The organism is Microbacterium timonense (assembly GCF_900292075.1).
Classification (GTDB): domain Bacteria; phylum Actinomycetota; class Actinomycetes; order Actinomycetales; family Microbacteriaceae; genus Microbacterium; species Microbacterium timonense.
The window spans coordinates 782,928-800,152 of sequence record NZ_OLMV01000001.1 but is presented as its reverse complement, the minus strand read 5'-3'; the positions used below and the strand labels follow the sequence as shown (position 1 = coordinate 800,152).

Sequence of the window (17,225 nt, the reverse complement as noted above, 5' to 3'; positions counted from 1 at the left end):
CTTGCGTCCGGTTTCACTCCGGGTGCGCAGGCGGATCCCTGAACGGGCAACGCACGCTGACGGGAGGAAGCGTGCGGTCGGATCTGCATCGCGCCTGGCTGCGCAGAAGCGCTTGCCGCGAGCCCCTACACGTCAGCGCTCTTGCCGGAGCCGGTCAGGGCTGGCCGCGCGTTGGCGACCGTCCATTCCAGCGCGTGGTCGGCGACGGCTTCCCAGCCCGGCTCGCCGCACGTCCAGTGACCGCGACCGGGGAACTCGTAGTACTCCGTGAGCGCAGGCGACTTCCGCCAATGCTTGGCGTTGGACTTGTTGACCGACGGCGGCATGATGTGGTCCTCGCCGCCAGCGATGAACAGCAGCGGCGCGCGGTCGACGGAGTAGTCGACCCACGTCGCCTGGTGTCCCGGCTGGAAGTTCGCGAGCAGACCGTAGGCGAACACCCAGTTGCCCGGTGCGGGGATCGCGTAGCGGTCCCACGCGGCATCCGATTCTTCCCGGCTCAGCACGTTGGCGAAGGCGTAGTGCCACTCGTCCTTCGTGAAGCCGACTGCCTTGTGGAAGTTCGCCGGATTCTTCAGCGCCGGGAACAGCGACCGCGCCTGCGACAGCGGCGTGACGCGCACTCCCTCCGTGGGCGCCGAGTCGATGACCGCGGCGGACGCGCCGAGTCCGCGGGCCAGGAGCAGCTGCGTCATGATGCCGCCGAACGAATGTCCCATGAGAATGGGCGGCTTTGGGAGCGCTTCGATGATGCCGGCGAGGTGGTCGACGGTCTCGGGAACCGTGAGGTTCGCGATGACGTCAGGATTCTCGCGCAGTGCCTCGACCTCGATCTCGAAGCCGGGATAGGCGGGCGTGATCACGGTGTAGCCCTTGGCCTCGTAGTGGGCCTTCCACTCCTCCCAGCTGAGGGGCGTCACCCACAATCCGTGGATGAGCACGATGGTGTCGGGCGCGTCGGTGGTGGTCATATCGTTGTCCTTTCGGTCGTGCGTCGGGTGCTTCTCAGGAGGTGACGAAGGTCAGGATGTCGGTGTTCAGCCGCTCTCGATCGGTGTCGGGCAGCCCGTGCGCGCCGCCTTCGTAAACGATCAGGCGGGCGCCGTCGACAAGTTCGGCCGAGAGCTTTCCGCTGATGTCGAACGGCACGATCTGGTCGTCGTCGCCGTGGATGACGAGCGTCGGCACGTCGACCGCCGCGAGGTCGGGGCGGAAGTCGGTCGAACTGAAGGCGGCGATGCACTCGTAGGCGTTGCGGGTTCCCGAGGCGAGTCCTTGCAGCCAGAAGGCGTCGCGCGTGCCCTGCGGAACGTCGCCCGAGTGGTTGTTGCCGAAGAATGGTCCGTCGGCGAGGTCGCGGTACAGCTGCGACCGGTTGGCCACCTCCCCCGCGCGGATGTTGTCGAACACCTCGATCGGCAGGCCGCCCGGGTTGTCGTCGGTGCGCACCATGAGCGGCGGCACGGCCGAGACCAGCACAAGCTTCGCGACGCGGGCGCTGCCGTGCCGGCCGATGTAATGCGCTACTTCGCCGCCGCCGGTGGAGTGACCGACGAGGGTCACGCCCTGGAGGTCGAGCGTCTCGAGCAGGGTCGCGAGGTCGTCGGCATACGTGTCCATCTCGTTGCCCGACCACGTCTGCGTCGACTTGCCGTGCCCGCGGCGGTCGTGTGCGATGACACGGCATCCGTGCTCCGCGAGGAAAAGGGCGGTCGCCTCCCACGCGTCGGAGTTGAGGGGCCACCCGTGGCTCAGCAGAACCGGGGTGCCGATGCTGGGACCCCAGTCCTTGTAGAACATGCGGGCTCCGTCGGCCAGATCGATATAGGGCATTCCGGTCTCCTTCGTGTGCGGCGTCCGTCCTCTGGCGAGAAGCTTGCCGGGCGGGTGCCGCGCGCGCCTTGACGACGTGTCCGCCGCGTTTGACGATGCGTCCAAGGCGCTCGCGGATGCCGCGGCACGCCGGCGCGCGAGATTGCGGGCGCTGCGTCGGCGGCGGCGCGCCGCGGTCAGATGGATGAATCGGAAGAGACGGATGCCGCGGTGGTGAGCGGCAGTTCGTCGACGTTGCCGCGCACCCGCGCTCGCCACTCGGTCGGCGCCGATCCGTACTGGGCGCGGAAGGCGCGGGTGAAGGTCGCGTGATCGCGGAAGCCGACCTGGCGGGCGATCTCACCGATCGACATGAGTCCGGAGCTCGGCGATTCGAGCATCTGCACGGCGCGCTCGAGCCGGCGCTCGCGGAGCCACTCGGTGAAGCCGATGCCCGCTTCGGACAGCAGCGCGTAGGCACGCGTACGCGAGACGCCGAGGTGCGTCGCGAGCTGCGCGACCGACAGCTCGGGCGAGGCGAAGTTCGCTTCGAGGAATGACATCGCGCGCAGCATCAGCGTGCGGTTGAGGGGCTCGCGGGCCTCGAACTCGTCGCCCGCCGCCGTCACGAGCAGGGCGCGCAGCAGCTCGAGGGTCGGCCCGGCGAGCGCCGCCTCTTCTTCGAGCGTCATCTCGGGTAGGGCCAGCAGCGTGCGCACGTGACTCGCGAACACCGTCGCGAGCGGGCTCGAGCCGAGCTCGATGCCGGTGATGTTGCGGACCAGTACCGTCGGCAGACCGAGGTCTTCGATCGGCGCGACGAGCGCGCTGTAGTAGATCTCCTGGCGCACTTCGGCGCCGTAGGGCGCGAGTCCCCAGAACGCGACCATCGACCGGGCGGCGCCCTGCACCTGGCTGTCGCCCTGCGCGAAGCCCATGGGCCCCATCGGCATGCCGATCGTGATCATCTTCTCGTCGCTCGAGCGGGCGATGCCGAGCGGGCGCACGCCGGAGTAGTTCGAGTAGGTGTTCTCGAACACCGTCATGCTGCCGATCTCGCGGTGCATGTGCACGAACGTCATCGGCTGTTCGGTGTGCGCGGTGCGCGAGCGGAAGGGCACGGCGCAGTTCGTAGTCAGGAAGTCGAGATACTCTTCCCGATCGTTCGCGGGTGTCTCCGCGAGATCCATTCGAAAAACCACGCCACACTCCGTTAAGGAAGCAGGGGCACGAGAGGGCGGATATCCGCTGGGCGCCAGCGTAGAAGTCGGTGGTTGATGGGCGCAAGCATCAATTGCTGAAATGCGACGTCTCTCCTCAGTTGCTCGTTCTCGGTCACGCGAGCGTCGTCACTCGCCGGCGAGCATGGGCCGGGGTGGCTGCAACTCCCCGGCGCTCTGATCGATTGGCGCGTCGCTGAAAGGGAAGTTCACGGAGTAGATCGGCTCATAGCGATCCTCGAGGTATCCGTCCGCCGGATAGGAGACTGACGACACCCACACGTCATTGGGCCCGAACCGCGAAACATGTCGAGAGACCCACGCTTCGACAGGAACATGTCAGCGTTCAGCCGGATCGCGAGCGCGGGCTGCCGGTTGGCGCACCGATCCGATCGATCCTCGAGCGGGCGATGAACGAGAGCAGCACGCTCACGGGGCATGAGCAGTGGTCGTGGGCCCGAGCCGACTGAGCGTCTCGCGTCGGGCCACTCGAGCTACGAGCGGAGCGGCAAGCGATGAGCGCACCCATGCGGGCATCCGGTCCATCTATGTCGCTCAGAGCGCGTGTCCGTTCACTTGTGGAGGCCCGCGCGATGATTCGTGTCGGATACTCGTGTCGCTGATGCAGCGTCAGAGACGTTCGAGGCGGCGCGGGTCGTGGCTGTCGGAACGATCCGGTCGCTCAGTCTGAGTAGCTCGACGAGAGCCATGGCCGTGGCGAGAACTCTCATGGCGTGATGAGCCCTGATCAGCTCGCGTCGGCTGGGCGGCGTTCGCGCGTCTGAGAACGGCCGCACGAAGGTGATGGCGGAGACGCGGGCTTCAATCACGAGCGCTAGAGCAAGCACACGGTAGAGCGCTGGGCGGCCGAAAGCCGGTCCCTCAGCCGAGAGGCAGCGAGCATTCCAGCCTCTTCATCGGACTTCGCGAACTGGCGTGCCAGGTTGTGCGAGTTCGCCCGTGAGACGAGCGCGGATAATCCTCAAGATCTAGAGGAGCGCGCAAACGATGTCTTCCAACCTGAGGTCGGCCGCATCCAGAGGGGGGAGCTGTCTGGTCGCAAGCAACGCGCGGCGAAGAGCGCGGTGACGGAACTGCTCCTCTATGGCACGATCTCCACCGCGTTACGGCGGCCACCTCCGAGAACTCCACGTTGGGCGCAGCCGTAGGGGCCGCCGCCGCTGCAGCAACTGGCGTCGCCAGTCGGATCGGAACGCGTACCGCAGCTCCGTGGGGCAGATGCCGTACTCGCGGCTTTGACCCGCCCAGGTCGAAAGTGGAGACCGTGACTCCTGGTGGCGCGTTCAGCGGTCGGCCAGCGGGCGCTCTGACGCACAACGCGACCGCCACAATGCTCCCGCTAGGATCGCGGCGATGGCCTACGCAGATGTGATCCTTCCGACCAGCGTGCCGCTCCGCCGCGCCTCACTTCTTATGGCGATGGAGCGATTCGTCCGCAACGCGTTTCGGTTGCGAGGCCGCGCCAGTCGTAGCGAGTACTGGTGGTGGATCCTCGTCAACGTGGTCGTACTGGGCATCGCGCAGATCGGCGTCCCCGTCCTGGTCACGGGCGAGACTCCGGAACCGACTATCGCCCTCGGACCGTTCGGCTCACTCTTCTACGCGCACTTCGAGATCTTCCACTGGGCCGAGGGCGCTGTGCCCAGCAACCCCGTCGCGTCCTTCGCTCTCCTATTCGCCGGGCTGTGGATGCTTGCCACCGTCATCCCCGGCGTGACGGTAGCGGTGCGACGACTTCACGATTCGAACGTGTCGGGCTGGTGGGCACTGCTGGCGTTCGTACCAGCCGGCGGCATCGTGGTCCTGCTCCTCGCGATGCGCCGTCCTCGGGCCGATGGCGCGCGCTTCGATTAGAACTCCTGTGCGCGAAACCCGGTCGTCCTGCGGGCGAGGCAGACCCGCTTGGTTCTCGAGTGGGTGTAAGCGTTCGTGCGCGGCTACACCGTCCCCGGTGGGACTTACTCGCCTTCGGCGATGTCGTATCGGTGCACGTACCACTCGCCGGCGGCGTTGCGCCGGTGCTCACCGACCCGCTCCCCACGTTGCCACACGTACGATCGATTGGCTTGCACGTCCGAGCGCCGCCGCTGCATGCCGGGTAGGGCCCATTCGAGGTCCAGCATGCTCGGTATCATGCGTTTACGGTGAGTCTCCAGATTCCAGACGCTTATCTCCTCCACCCAAGTCATCTCCAGCAGCGGCGAGTAGTCGAGGTCGCTCGGGATCAGACTGAGGCTGAGCTGCTTGAGGTCGTGGAGGCTCGGCAGGAAGGATAACGAGTCGGCATATTGCCGCTTTTCAGAGCCGCCCCCGAGATGCAGCTGCCGCAGTCGTATCAGCTCGCCGACTACCGAGTAGTCGCAAACACGCCAAGCGCCGCCGAGCTCCAGCGTTTCGAAATCCGGCAGCGCTCGCAGAGGGTCCAGCGTGGTAACCGAGGTCGCGGACTGCACCTCCAGTTCGCGCAGCTCGCTCATCGACTCAAGCGGGCGGAAGTCGTCGAAAACGCCCCAATCGACGGCCAGGCGACGCAACTGAGTCTGCGATGCGAGGGAGTCGAACAGCCGCCTCGGCATTCTCATCGAGAAGGTCAGGTCCCATATGTCAGTCGGTCCGGCGGCGAAAAAAGGCACACCAACTGTCGAGCAGCTTCGCTTGCTCGTACGGGGTTAATCCGGCGACCTTGGACGCTCACCGCCACCTGGGTGCAGGTAGAGGACACCCCCTGGGGCGTCAACAACAGCGGAGAAACATACGGGTGATCAACGAGAGCGGCGAGCCGGATCTCATCGCCGTCATCAGCACCGACAACCAACCCGGCTACGTGCGGCGGGACGACCTGAACGACGCCGACGGAACGACCGCGGCCGAGTCGTTCAAGTCACCCGAAGATGCTCTCCGGTGGCAGGAACGGAATGCCGGCATCGTCCGCTACATCCCTGTCTACGAGTCCGACGGCGAAACCCGGATCGGTATGTTCCAAGTTGGGGGCGACTGACCCGCGACAGCGTTCAGCTCCACCAACGATGCCTTGGGGCGGGTCAGGTGCGCGAAGAGCGCAGGGACGCCTTCGACGCTGCGGCGATCGCCAAGCTCAGCGGCAACGGATGCCTGGCGGTGACAATCGGCATCAGAGACATCGTCCGGCCGTCGGCCGCGATGCCCTGCCGGCGAGGTTCATGTCGACACCATATTGGGACTGACAGCCCTAGAGCCAGCACCGCTGGACGGTCCACGCGTCAAACGAGTCGACGTTGGCGGATGATCCCCGCATGAACGATGGGTGGCAGCTCTCCGAGGCGGGCCGGTCACTTTTACAGCCAGCTCGGCCGGCTGGTCTGCTGGTCGCAAGTCTTCGGAATGGTCAGGCGACATGGGCGAGGATGGCGGCGGCGACGGCCTTCGGCGCGGATTGCTGGGCGACATGGTGATGAGCCGGTATGAGGACGAGGTGCGATCGGACTGCGGAATCTCGCAATCGGCGGCACCACTCCAGCCCAGCAATGGGGTCGCGCGAGCCTCGAATGACGATCAGAGGCACGGCCAGGGCCGACACGCGGTCCTCGATACGGTAGGTCAGCATGTGGCGGACCTGCGCGAGGTACCAGGGCACTCCGCACCTCAGGTAGTCGGTGAAGACGATCGCGTTGATCGCCAGCGTCTCACCAAGCGTGTCCCTTGCGAGGGCGACCGTCTGCGACGCGAGCGAACGGTGCGCCGCGTCAACCACCGGGCCGATGACCACGACATCCGTGACATTCCCCGGTCGCTCTGCGGCCAGCTCGACCACCCACTGGGCACCCATCGAGTGCCCGACCAGCACGACAGGTCCGGCGTTCAGCGATCCGATGACACGGCCGAGCGCGGACGCCATTGCCGAGACGCTGACGTCGCGACCGGGCTTCGGCAGCCCTCCGAAACCCGGCAGATCGATCGAGTACACCGCTCGATGCTGCGCGAGCACATCGTGCAAGCGGGAAAGATACCGGTGCGACATGCCGATCCCGTGAATGAGAACGATGGCCGGGCGCGGGCTGGCGACCGCGGGCGACGACGAAAGGACACGGAACGCTAGTCCGTCCTCGTTCACCCGCCACTCATCGCGGTCGGTGTTCCTCGAAGCGGTGCTTCCTCGAGGACGGCCGATCATCCCACCACGGTATCCCTCGCCTGGGACGCTTCGGCGGACGCCGAAGGGTCGCCATTGGGACGACCCAGCGGCTGGCCGGCGTCCGAGCACGGCGCGGACGCGGGAGGACGACGGCACCTATGCCAAGGGATCGCGGGTGATTGCGTCAGCCGAATGAAGCCAGGGCGGCTCTGTAGCTGTCGCTGTCGGCGCGTGTGGCGTCGGTGACGAGTAGCGAGTGAGGCCCCAGCCTCCGGGTGTACTCGCCGCGGCAGGGGATCGTCACGATCTTCGTGAGGCCCGATCGCCAGGCGTCGATCAGCGCTTCGAGGTCCCGCGGTTCCGGGCTGTTCTCGAGCGCGTGCGGACGGGAGGCGAGGAACGCGGCCATGTCGCGCTCCTCCCAGTTCACGTGCGAAGGATCCCGAAACACCGCCTGATCGAACTCGTCTCCCCAATCGGGGCCGACGATCTGGCGAAGGAGCGCCTCTCGCTGAGCCGATCCTGCCGGTGTCTTATGGAGCTCTTCGTAAAGTCGCCTGTCGGGTTCCTGGGCGGCGTGACCGGCCACCGCCTGCCAGATGCGCACCCACGCCGCCTCCCACAGGGCTCGCGTCGCCTCGTCCACGCCGACCGTCGCGGGCTCAGGTGTGTCCACCAGCAGAGGAGGAAGATCGGCGCCTTCGGGGTGCAGACCATGCGCTTCCCGCAGCCAGAGCAGGTCGCGAAGCTGATGTGGCCGATCCTCCACAGTGATCTGCATATCGTGCGGCCACGGGTCACCGGGAATCGGTACGACGGAACGCATGGTCTCAGTTCAGCGGAACGCACCGCCGTGCGTAAAGGGTGCGCTGGGCGCATCCGGCTGGATCCGGCCCTCTCGCGGGGGCCGCGACAAGAGACCACCGTACGCATGTTCTCGGTGGGATGTTGCGCGATCCGCGGCGGGTGTATCGTGCGGCTGTGCGCGCCGCCGCGGTGCGGGGCGGTGCGGCCGGATGGTGAGATCTGGGGGTCGCCATGGCAACCAAACTGCCGTCGTCCGGTGAGCTGCCCGAAGGTCAGCACGCCGGCTGCGACACGTCGGGGCTCGTCCTCGTGCATCGGATCTTCCGTTGGCTCTACCGGGAGCTGCCTCTGCTGGTCAGGGATGTCGACGACGGCGACCTCTCACGGGCCGCGGTCGTCGGCCGCTACGCCCACCTCGACTTCTACGCTCTCCATCTTCACCACCACACCGAGGACATCGCGTTGTGGGACAGGCTCACGTCGAGGCAGCCCGCCTGCGCGCTGCATGTCGAACAGATGAAGAGCCAGCACGCCGAGGTCGCCGCGCAACTCGCCCGGCTCGAGCCCCAGCTGGATCCGTGGGTCGCCACAGCCGACGCGCGCTTGCGCGACGGGTTCGCCGGCGACATCGAAGCCCTGCGCGACACGCTGCAGGCGCATCTGCGCCAGGAGGAGGACGACATCATGCCCGTCGCGAGCGCCGTCCTCTCGCAGCAGGAATGGGACTGGATGGAGGAGCACACGCGGGCGACGCTCGCCGCGGACAGGAAGACGCTCGGGAAGGACGTGCTCTCTCTTCAACTCGGACTTCTGATCGCAAGCGTTCCCCCGGGCGAGCGTGACGAGTGGATGCGCAGGAACATCCCCGCTCCCATCCGCTTGCTGTACCTGCTTCTCATGAAGCGCCACTACGACCGGGCCATGCGAGAGCTCTATCCGGACCGCCCCGTGCCGGCGATGGTCTGACGGGGAGGACGGGCATGTGGCGGCGCGTTCACCTCGAAGTCCAGCTGCCCTTCCCACCGGAGTGCGTCTTTCCCTACCTCGCCGACCCCGCGCGCTGGCCGCAGTTCGCGCCTGCGGTGGAGTTCCGGCAGCGGATCGGTGAAGGCGATGCCGATGCCGGAAGCCGATGGTGGGCGGTCGACCGGATCTTCGGTCCCTTCAAGGTGCGGTTCGCCGACGAGCTGGAGTGCCTCGAGCCGCCCCGGCGTGTGGTGTGGCACTCGACGGCTCCCTGGAATTCGCGGGTGGAGTACGTGTGCCTTGCCGACCACACCGGGACGCGGGTGATCGCCGACTACGCAGGTGACGTCGCCGGCTGGCTTCGCCTGGTCGCGATGCTGCCGACGTTCGTGCTCGCTCGGATCCTGATGCGCGACTTCCGGGGACTCCGCAGGGTTCTGACTGCAGCCGCGATCACGAGCGAGACTGTTCGGTAGGCCGGACGAGGATCTCGTTCACGGAAACGTCGAAGATCGCGTCGGCGAACGCGTGCGGCGCTTCGGCGGGCAAGTGGTGTCCGGCTCCGGGAACTTGACGATGGGTGCGGGGACCGGTGAAGAAGCGGTCGTGCTGCGAGCCGTCGGTCGCCGGGAAGTTGCCGTCGGCCGTGCCGTCGAGTGTGATCGTCGGGACGGCGATGACGGGCAGGTCGGCGAGGCGCCGCTCCACCTCGACGTGCTGGGGCGCACCCGGTTCGAGACCGAGCCGGTGCCGGTAGGAGTGGATCACGACGTCGACGTAGTCGGGATTGTCGAACGCCGCGGCGGCGCGCGCCAGCAGGGCGTCGTCGAAGCGCCATGCGGGGGAGTTGCGCCGCCAGATCACGTCGGCGATCGCGCGTGCGTCGCCCGACAGACCGGCGCGCCCGCGCTCCGTGGCGAAGTACCAGAAGTACCAGAACCCCGCCTCCAGGTGAGCGGGCAGCGGGATGCCGGCGGAGGCGATGTCTTGGATCAGGTAGCCGTTGACCGACACCAGGCCGCCGACCCGGTCCGGCCAGAGCGCTGCGACCACGCACGCTGCACGGGCGCCCCAGTCGTACCCCGCGAGGATCGGCTCGTGCAGTTCGAGCGCGTCGATGAATGCGAGGAGGTCGGCGCCGAGCGCCGCCTGCTGGCCTGAGCGCACGATCCGCTCGTCGCGGAATCTCGTCGGTCCGTGCCCGCGGAGGTAGGGCACCAGCACCCGGAAGCAGGCATCCGTCAGCAGCGGCACGACATCGACGAAGCTGTGGATGTCGTAGGGGAAGCCGTGGAGCAGCACGACCGGGTGGGCGCTGGGATCGCCCGCGTCGATGTAGCCGACGGTGAGCTCGCCGGCGTCGATCGTGCGAGGTGGAGCGGTGAAGGAGGTGAGCATTGCGGCCCTTTCGGCCTGGGTGGTGTGCGCGGTGGTGCTGACAGGGAGGACCGGGCGGTGGCCGAAGTTGTGACGGGGTTCCGGTCATGCGGTGGTGGTCTCGATACACTCGTTCCTCCCGCTCGGCCGGCGGGTGAGGAACTTCGCGATTCCTGTCACATCGCGGCGGGGTATCCGGTCTCAGCTGGAGACGCGCGCGTTTCCGCGTGCGATCCAGCAGAGAGGATTCGTCATGAGGATCGCTGTCATCGGGGGAACCGGCCTGATCGGCTCGAGAGTCGTCGCCTCGCTCGAAGCGACCGGGCACGATGTGGTCGTGGTCGCGCGCGCGGTGGGCGTCGACTCGTTCACCGGCGAGGGACTCGAGGAGGCCCTCGACAGGGTCGAGACCATCGTCGACGTCTCGAACTCCTCGTACACCGATGAGGAGGGCGCCCGGGAGTTCTTCTCGGGGTCGACGCTCAATCTGCTGACCTACGGCGCGAACGCCGGAGTGCGCCACCATGTCGTGCTCTCTGTCGTCGGCACCGACCGGCTCGCACGCTCCGAGGGCGGGTATTTCCAAGCGAAGGCGGAGCAGGAGCGCCTGCTGGCGGCATCCGGTCGGCCGTTCTCGATCGTGCACGCGACGCAGTTCTTCGAGTTCATCCGCAGTATCACCGATGCCGCGACCCGCAGCGGCATCGCGCACGTGGCCGATGCCCTGATCCAGCCGATGGCCGCCGACGACGTGGCGGCAGCCGTCGCCCGCGCCGCAGTCGCCCGCCCGACCGGTGGCATCACGGAGCATGCTGGGCCCGAAGTGTTCGAGCTGGGCTTCCTCGCCCAGCGGGAGCTGCGATTCCGCCGTGACGAGCGCGAGGTCATCGCCGATGCGCTCGCCACCTATTTCGGTGCGCGGCTCGACCGCTGGGAGCTGCTTCCCGACGTCGACGCGGTCATCGCTCCCACCCGCTTCCACGACTGGCAGGTGGCGGTCCAGGAGGCAGACGGCGCGCTGCTGCCGTCGATCGCAGGCGTACGCTGAGCCTCGCAATGGGAGAGCAGAACCCGAAAACACCAGCGGGCGCGATGGCTCGGGCGACGGATGCCGCAGCCGAGGCAGGCGACATCGCACGGGCCATCACGACCTTCGACGAGCATCGGCGTCGCATCTTCGGCATCGCCTACCGGATGCTCGGCACCGTCGCCGACGCCGAGGACATCGTGCAGGAGACCTGGATCCGGTGGCAGAACACCGACCGCGCCGACATCCATGAGCCGGGGGCGTTCCTCGCCACCATCGCCACGAGGCTCTCGATCAACGCGACGCAGTCCGCGCATGCGCGGCGCGAGACGTACATCGGCCCATGGCTCCCGGAGCCGGTGAACACCGACGCCGACCCGGCCCTGGGCGCCGAGCGCGGAGAGGCGCTGCAGTTCGCCATCCTGCTGATGCTGGAGAAGCTCACGCCCACCGAGCGGGCCGCGTACATCCTGCGGGAGGCTCTGGACTACCCGTACGAACGAATCGGCGAGGTCATCGGCGCCACGGTCACGAGTGCCCGCCAGCTCGTCAGCCGCGCGCGCAAGCATCTGGCGTCCGCGCGCAAGGCGGAGGTGGCCGCGACGGAGCAACGGCGCCTGCTGGAGGCGTTCCTCGTCGCCGCTCAGAAGGGCGACGTGACCGATCTGGAGCGTCTGTTCGCCGAGGATGTGGTCAGCTACACCGACGGCAACGGCGTGAAACTGGCCGCTCGTGTGCCGGTTGCCGGTCGCAGCCGGGTCGCCAAGTTCATCGCGGCGTTCTCGAGCCACTTCTGGACAGGCAAGACCATCCAGTGGGTCGACGTCAACGGTCAGCCCGCCGCCACGCTGTCGCAGGACGGCGAGGTCACCACGGTCGTCACCCTCACGGCCGGTGAGGACGGCATCCGCCAGCTCCTGTGGGTGATGAGCCCGGACAAGCTCGGGCACGCCACCCGGGTGGGCGCGTGATCCGCCGCGCGTCCCGCTCCCGCATGCCGTCGCCGAGCTCGAGGTCGACCACTCTGCAACACGGCCATGTCGCGCGTGCGCTCGCGGCGGCCGCGGCATCCGCGGATTCGTCCGGCGTGGAGCGGATGCTGCATCCCGCCGTCAGACTCATCGTCGACGGAGGTGGGGTGGTGGCGGCGCCCCGAGCGGCGCTGGAGGGCGCTTCGGAGGTCGGCGGATACCTCTTCCGAGCGCTGCGAGAGTCCGCCGGGTCATTGAGGGTCGAGTCGGTGAACGGCCTTCCCGGCATCGTGCTGTGCCGGGAGGGGAGGGTGACCGGTGTGCTGGCCGTCAGGGTGCGTTGCCGCCGGATCGTCGAGGCGTGGCTGGTGCTCAACCCGGAGAAGCTGACGCGCTGGAACGCTAACTGACCCCAGCCCGAGTGAGCACGACGCCGACGGGGAGATCGCGTGGGTCGTGTCGCCGTCGGCACGCTGGACATGCCGAGGTCAGCGGCCCGGCGCGACCGCCTGCCTGCCGATGACCGTCAGCAGCTGCAGGCGATCATGGTCCTCGGTGCCGGGGGTCGCCGTGAGGACGAGCAGGGTCTGCCCCTGGTCCGGATCGATGAGCAGCTGGCATTGCAGGCGCATCACGCCGACTTCCGGGTGCTGCAGCCGTTTCTCGCGAGGGTGCTCGCGGCGCACGTTGTGGGCCTCCCACAGTCCGGCGAACTCGCCGCTTCCGGCCAGAAGCGCGTCCACCATCGCTCCGGCACGGGAGCGGGCGCCGAACATCACGTAGGCACTGCGGATGTCGGCGGTGAAGGCGAGTGAGTGCTGGTGGTGATCCTCGGCGGGGTAGACCGCGCGACTGGCCGGATCCATGAACCATCGGTAGCCGACGCTTCGCATGAACCCGGTGAAGCGGGTCTCGTCGCCGAAGAGCGCTTGGGCAGCCGCGGTCTGGGCGAGCGTCTCGCCGAGCGGGGTCATGACCTGCGCGGGCGTGTCGGCGAGCCGGTCGAGAACGCGCATCAGGCCGGGGGAGACATGCTCGTCCCGCAGCGCACGCGCCGGAGCCGTGTGCCCGGCCAGCCGGAAGAGGTGGTCGCGTTCGTCGAGTGTGAGGCGCAGGCCCCGTGCGATCGCGGCGAGCATCTGCTCCGACGGCTGCGGACCTCGAGCCTGTTCCAGACGGCTGTAGTAGTCCACCGACATGTCGCAGAGAGCCGCGACCTCCTCCCGGCGCAGGCCTGGTGTGCGGCGGCGAGGTCCACGGCCGAGGCCGACGTCCTCCGGCTGCAGCGCGCCACGGCGACGACGCAGGAAGTCCGCTAGTTGTGCCCTGTCCATCGTCCGAGTCTCGACGACGAACCGGCGCGCATCCAGGGACCAGCGATCCCTCTGTCCGGATTCCGCCTCACACCGCCACGCGAAGGCCGGTGAGCTGCTCCGAGAGCTCCCACACGCGGCGAGCATCCGCTTCGCTCCGCAGCCGAGAGAAGACCGCTTGCTCGCCGGGAAGACCCCCGAGATGACGGAACCCGCTCGGGCCGTACAGGCGACCGCCCTCTGCTGCCGGGTTCGTCGACGCGTACACCGCCGTCAACGCCGCCGACGAGGGGGTGCCGACGAGGATGCCGCGCCGCGAAAGCGCCCGGATGACTCTGACGGCGACGGTGTCGCGAGGACGGCCCATGCCGGGCTGAGCCGAGAGCAGGTTCGTCGGCGTGACACCGGGATGCGACAGATTGCTCCGGATGCCCCAGCCCTCGGCCTCGGAACGCCGGTGCAGCTCCATCGCGAAAAGCCCCAGCGCGATCTTCGAGGAGCTGTACGCCTTCATCGGCGAGTACCCACTGTCCCAGTTCGGGTCCGTCCAGTTCACCTGCCCCTGGTCCGCGGCGACACTGATCTGGCTCGTCACGCGGGCCCCTCCGGCGCGCAGGAGCGGAAGCAGCCGTGCGGTCAAGGCGAAGTGCCCGAGGTGATTGGTGGCCAGCTGCAACTCGAATCCGTCCGCGCTGAGACGACGGGTCGGTGGGTTCATGACGCCGGCGTTGGCGATGAGGATCTCGATCGGGCGTCCTTCCCGAATGAGTTCGTCGGAGAGCGCCGTCACCGAGTCCAGCGAAGAGAGGTCCAGCTGCCGGACGGTGACCTCGGCGTTCCCCGTCCGCTCGCGGATCTTCGCGGCCGCCGACGCGCCCTTTTCTTGGTTGCGCACGGGCATGACGATCGCGGCTCCCGCGCGGGCGAGGCGGGCCGCGATCTCGAATCCCACACCGTCGCTTGCTCCGGTGATCAGTGCCAGCTTTCCAGTGAGATCCGGGACGGGGATGTCGAGGGTGTTCGTCATGTCTCTGCTCCTGTCGGTCGAGCTTCCATGCTGCGCACTCCCGCGAGCGCGATTCAGGGCGCGCTCGTCCACGGACTGCCGATCCGTGGTTAGGCGATCGACGATGTAGCGCCCGTCACCCGCGCGGGCGTCCGGTGCGGGGCGGAGGCGGCGGGGGGACCTCTTTGGCCGCGACGATCGCCGACCGCGCGATGCGTTCGACACCGCGCTTGCCGTCGACGACGATGGTCGTCTCGTCCGCGCTGAGCAGGTCACCCAGCGCGTCGGTCGCCTGACCGGAGGGGAGGAGGTATCGCACGACCACGCGGTGGCCGGGCTCGGGGAGGTCGATCATCGGGAAGGCATCAGACGATGGCTCGGGTGCGGATGTCGGTCTCCAGAGTCGTGCCGTTGAGGTCGAGGTAGATCCGTCGCTCGGTGACCGACACCACCATCGTGTTGCGGCGCTCGAGCAGCGCGGTCGCGGCCTCGACGAACCGCGGGTCGAAGGAGTGAAGCGAGATCTGCTCCGCCCGGTGGATGCGCTTGCCGGCCAACGGTGCGGCGACTTTCGCCGGGTCGCGATGGGTGTAGACCGCGACGCGCGAGGCCTGCATGCTCCCGGAGTGCAGGCGCGCGGCATCCGGCGCTCCGACTTCGATCCAGGCCACCAGCGCACCGGTCAGGTCCCGCACGAGGACGGCCGGCTCGTCTGTGGCCGAGACTCCTTCACTGAAGGAGATCCCTTCCTCGTACTCCAGGCAGTATGCGAGCACGCGGGTGAGCATGAACGCATCGGTCTCGGACGGATGCCGCGCCACACGCACCGCCAACTCTTCGTAGACGCCGCGGTCGACATCGGCCAGCTGGACCGCAAAGGTGTACATCGTCGCGCCGATCGCCATAGCGTTCGAGCCTACGCGGTAGGCAGTGAGCCTTTGCGATCGTGGCACGTCGCGTCCGCGGTCAGGGCTTGGGCCACTCGATCAGCAGGATGCCCTGCTTCGTGTCGGAGGCCTTCACGTGGCCGTCCGCGAAGAGGTACGTCATCCCGTAGCCTTCTTCGTCGGTGGCGATGGCGGTGTCGGCGCTCTCGGTGATGTACACGCCCTCCGCGGACTCCTCGCGGATCCAGCCCTGGGAGAGCAGCTCTTCCTGCACGTCGACGGCCTCGTCGTCGGGCAGGGTCGCCCACCCGAACATCTGACCCTGGTCGCCCGCGGGGCCGTTGAAGTTCGCCCACATGCACTGGATGCCGTCTTCGATCTGCGTGCTGCCGATGTACAGCGGCGACTCCTGTGCGGTCCAGCCGACGCTCTCGTAGTCGGCGACGACCGATTCGCTGATCAGCGTTTCACAGGTCGGATCGGCGGCTGCGGTCGGCTCGGGGGTCGCAGACGAGGTCGGCTCGGGCGCTGCGGGCGTCGGTGCGGCGGCGGCACCGGTGTCTTCGGGTTCCGGTGCGGGCGTGCCGCCGCAGCCGGTGAGCAGGATGGCAGCGAGGACCAGCGCGGTGGCGGTACCGAGGACGCGGGGAGCGGGCATCGAGAGTCTCCGTGGGGAAGGGGAGGCGGTCAAGTCGTCAGGTGGCGTGCAGGAGCTCGAGATATGCGTCGTGGAGCACTCGGTTGGTGGCGAGGGAAGAGCGTTCCGACAGCGTGTCGTTCCCGTCGAACGAGGTGAACCTGCCGCCGGCCTCCGTGACTATCGGGACGAGCGCCGCGATGTCGTACTCCTTGACATCGAACTCGGCGACCAGCTCCAGACGGCCTTCGGCGAGCAGCATGTACGGCCAGGCGTCGCCGTACCCGCGGTCGCGCCACACCGATGACGTCAGGCGTTCGAGGGCGGCGAGCTTTCCGGCGTCGCGCCATTGCGCGATGCTCTGGAAGCTGACGCTGGACTCCGCGATCGAGTCGACGTCCGAGACGCGCAGACGCTGGGTCTGTCCGGCGGCGGTGCGAGTCCAGGAGCCGAGCCCCGTGGCCGCCCACCAGCGCCTGCCGATCGCCGGCTGGCTCGCCACGCCGACGCGTGGCACCCCGTCGATGCTGAGGGCGATCAGGGTGGTCCACATCGGGATGCCCTTGAGATAGTTCGCGGTCCCGTCGATCGGGTCGATGATCCACTGACGTGAGGAGTCGCCCGTGATGCCGTACTCCTCGCCGAAGATGCCGTCACGAGGCCGCTCGTCCTCCAGCAGCGCGCGGATCGCACGCTCCGTGGCCAGATCCGCCTCGGTGACGTGGCTGGCGTCGGGCTTGAGTCGGATGTCGAGATCCGCGGCGTCGAAGCGGGACATCGATACCGCATCCGCCGCATCGGCGAGGCGCAGAGCAAGGTCCAGATCAGCCTTCAGATCCCCGTCGAACGGCATGTCGAATGTCGAGGCAGGGGAGGGGGCTGTCACGCGATCAAGGATACCCGGGCACCCCCCGCGCCGATTTCATGATGCGGGATCGTGATGGTAACGTTGACCCTCGGTTCGCCACGACGCGGATCATGCGCCTCTAGCTCAATCGGCAGAGCAACTGACTCTTAATCAGTGGGTTCAGGGTTCAAGTCCCTGGGGGCGCACCATGAAAGAAGGGCGG

Annotated in this window: 20 protein-coding genes and 1 tRNA gene; 8 read left to right on the top strand and 13 right to left on the bottom strand. The window is 67.8% G+C overall.

Going from position 1 to position 17,225, the window contains the following annotated elements; translation table 11 throughout:
* Positions 1–125 precede the first annotated feature (125 nt).
* The 3 genes from C9992_RS03855 to C9992_RS03845 all read right to left on the bottom strand — a co-directional run bounded on the left by C9992_RS03855 (position 126) and on the right by C9992_RS03845 (position 3,002).
* Entirely contained in the window at positions 126–971 is an 846-nt protein-coding gene (locus C9992_RS03855) for an alpha/beta hydrolase (protein WP_106814231.1), read from the bottom strand.
* A gap of 34 nt (positions 972–1,005) precedes the next feature.
* Positions 1,006–1,833: an alpha/beta fold hydrolase gene (locus tag C9992_RS03850; protein WP_106814230.1), complete on the bottom strand. Its 828-nt coding sequence runs from the start codon at positions 1,831–1,833 to the stop codon at positions 1,006–1,008.
* A gap of 176 nt (positions 1,834–2,009) precedes the next feature.
* Positions 2,010–3,002 carry a helix-turn-helix domain-containing protein gene (locus C9992_RS03845; protein WP_106814229.1) on the bottom strand — a complete coding sequence of 331 codons (993 nt, stop codon included), beginning with the start codon at positions 3,000–3,002 and terminating at the stop codon, positions 2,010–2,012.
* 1,404 nt (positions 3,003–4,406) lie between these two features.
* Between C9992_RS03845 and C9992_RS03840 the strand changes: the two genes are divergently transcribed.
* Positions 4,407–4,907 (top strand): DUF805 domain-containing protein, encoded by a 501-nt coding sequence (locus tag C9992_RS03840; protein ID WP_106814228.1) that lies wholly within the window; start codon positions 4,407–4,409, stop codon positions 4,905–4,907.
* 104 nt (positions 4,908–5,011) lie between these two features.
* Here C9992_RS03840 and C9992_RS03835 read toward each other — a convergent pair whose 3' ends face one another.
* Positions 5,012–5,686 carry a hypothetical protein gene (locus C9992_RS03835; protein WP_106814227.1) on the bottom strand — a complete coding sequence of 225 codons (675 nt, stop codon included), beginning with the start codon at positions 5,684–5,686 and terminating at the stop codon, positions 5,012–5,014.
* 125 nt (positions 5,687–5,811) lie between these two features.
* On the opposite strand from C9992_RS03835, the gene C9992_RS03830 reads away from it, so the two are divergent.
* Positions 5,812–6,051: a hypothetical protein gene (locus C9992_RS03830; protein ID WP_106814226.1), complete on the top strand. Its 240-nt coding sequence runs from the start codon at positions 5,812–5,814 to the stop codon at positions 6,049–6,051.
* A 366-nt stretch (positions 6,052–6,417) separates the two neighbouring features.
* Here the strand turns inward: C9992_RS03830 and C9992_RS03825 are convergent, their stop codons facing one another.
* Together C9992_RS03825 and C9992_RS03820 are read right to left on the bottom strand one after the other, a co-directional pair.
* Entirely contained in the window at positions 6,418–7,143 is a 726-nt protein-coding gene (locus C9992_RS03825; RefSeq protein ID WP_407662207.1) for an alpha/beta fold hydrolase, read from the bottom strand.
* A gap of 205 nt (positions 7,144–7,348) precedes the next feature.
* Positions 7,349–7,933, bottom strand: a complete 585-nt coding sequence (locus C9992_RS03820) for a hypothetical protein (protein WP_146145286.1) — start codon at positions 7,931–7,933, stop codon at positions 7,349–7,351.
* A 269-nt stretch (positions 7,934–8,202) separates the two neighbouring features.
* Between C9992_RS03820 and C9992_RS03815 the strand changes: the two genes are divergently transcribed.
* Together C9992_RS03815 and C9992_RS03810 are read left to right on the top strand one after the other, a co-directional pair.
* A complete protein-coding gene (locus C9992_RS03815) occupies positions 8,203–8,937 on the top strand; it encodes a hemerythrin domain-containing protein (protein ID WP_106814223.1) in 735 nt (244 codons plus the stop codon).
* 14 nt (positions 8,938–8,951) lie between these two features.
* Positions 8,952–9,413, top strand: a complete 462-nt coding sequence (locus tag C9992_RS03810; protein WP_106814222.1) for an SRPBCC family protein — start codon at positions 8,952–8,954, stop codon at positions 9,411–9,413.
* Here C9992_RS03810 and C9992_RS03805 read toward each other — a convergent pair.
* The gene (locus C9992_RS03805) at positions 9,391–10,335 is read right to left on the bottom strand and encodes an alpha/beta fold hydrolase (protein ID WP_106814221.1); all 945 of its coding nucleotides are present in this window, start codon (positions 10,333–10,335) and stop codon (positions 9,391–9,393) included. The two genes, C9992_RS03810 and C9992_RS03805, sit on opposite strands and share 23 nt — an antisense overlap.
* A 232-nt stretch (positions 10,336–10,567) precedes the next feature.
* On the opposite strand from C9992_RS03805, the gene C9992_RS03800 reads away from it, so the two are divergent.
* From C9992_RS03800 to C9992_RS03790, 3 genes are read left to right on the top strand one after another with little or no spacing between them, the layout of a single operon-like run.
* Positions 10,568–11,362 carry an SDR family oxidoreductase gene (locus tag C9992_RS03800; RefSeq protein WP_106814220.1) on the top strand — a complete coding sequence of 265 codons (795 nt, stop codon included), beginning with the start codon at positions 10,568–10,570 and terminating at the stop codon, positions 11,360–11,362.
* A 44-nt stretch (positions 11,363–11,406) separates the two neighbouring features.
* Positions 11,407–12,312 carry an RNA polymerase sigma-70 factor gene (locus tag C9992_RS03795; RefSeq protein WP_106814219.1) on the top strand — a complete coding sequence of 302 codons (906 nt, stop codon included), beginning with the start codon at positions 11,407–11,409 and terminating at the stop codon, positions 12,310–12,312.
* Positions 12,309–12,722, top strand: a complete 414-nt coding sequence (locus tag C9992_RS03790) for a sigma-70 family RNA polymerase sigma factor family protein (protein ID WP_106814218.1) — start codon at positions 12,309–12,311, stop codon at positions 12,720–12,722. Before C9992_RS03795 ends, C9992_RS03790 begins: the two co-directional genes overlap by 4 nt.
* Positions 12,723–12,800: 78 nt before the next feature.
* Here C9992_RS03790 and C9992_RS03785 read toward each other — a convergent pair whose 3' ends face one another.
* From C9992_RS03785 to C9992_RS03760, 6 genes are all read right to left on the bottom strand, one after another.
* A complete protein-coding gene (locus tag C9992_RS03785; RefSeq protein ID WP_106814217.1) occupies positions 12,801–13,646 on the bottom strand; it encodes a helix-turn-helix transcriptional regulator in 846 nt (281 codons plus the stop codon).
* Between the two features lie 67 nt (positions 13,647–13,713).
* Positions 13,714–14,652, bottom strand: coding sequence for an SDR family oxidoreductase (locus C9992_RS03780; protein WP_106814216.1), 939 nt, complete (start codon positions 14,650–14,652; stop codon positions 13,714–13,716).
* Positions 14,653–14,767: 115 nt separating this feature from the next.
* Positions 14,768–14,986, bottom strand: coding sequence for a putative acetyltransferase (locus tag C9992_RS03775; protein WP_106814215.1), 219 nt, complete (start codon positions 14,984–14,986; stop codon positions 14,768–14,770).
* A gap of 10 nt (positions 14,987–14,996) precedes the next feature.
* The gene (locus tag C9992_RS03770) at positions 14,997–15,536 is read right to left on the bottom strand and encodes a YaeQ family protein (protein ID WP_106814214.1); all 540 of its coding nucleotides are present in this window, start codon (positions 15,534–15,536) and stop codon (positions 14,997–14,999) included.
* A 61-nt stretch (positions 15,537–15,597) separates the two neighbouring features.
* Complete coding sequence (locus C9992_RS03765; RefSeq protein WP_106814213.1) at positions 15,598–16,176, bottom strand: hypothetical protein; 579 nt, start codon at positions 16,174–16,176, stop codon at positions 15,598–15,600.
* Positions 16,177–16,213: 37 nt separating this feature from the next.
* Positions 16,214–17,008 carry an inositol monophosphatase family protein gene (locus C9992_RS03760; RefSeq protein WP_106814212.1) on the bottom strand — a complete coding sequence of 265 codons (795 nt, stop codon included), beginning with the start codon at positions 17,006–17,008 and terminating at the stop codon, positions 16,214–16,216.
* Between the two features lie 127 nt (positions 17,009–17,135).
* Here C9992_RS03760 and C9992_RS03755 point away from each other — a divergent pair.
* Positions 17,136–17,211: transfer RNA gene (locus C9992_RS03755), tRNA-Lys, on the top strand.
* The last annotated feature ends 14 nt before the right edge of the window (positions 17,212–17,225 follow it).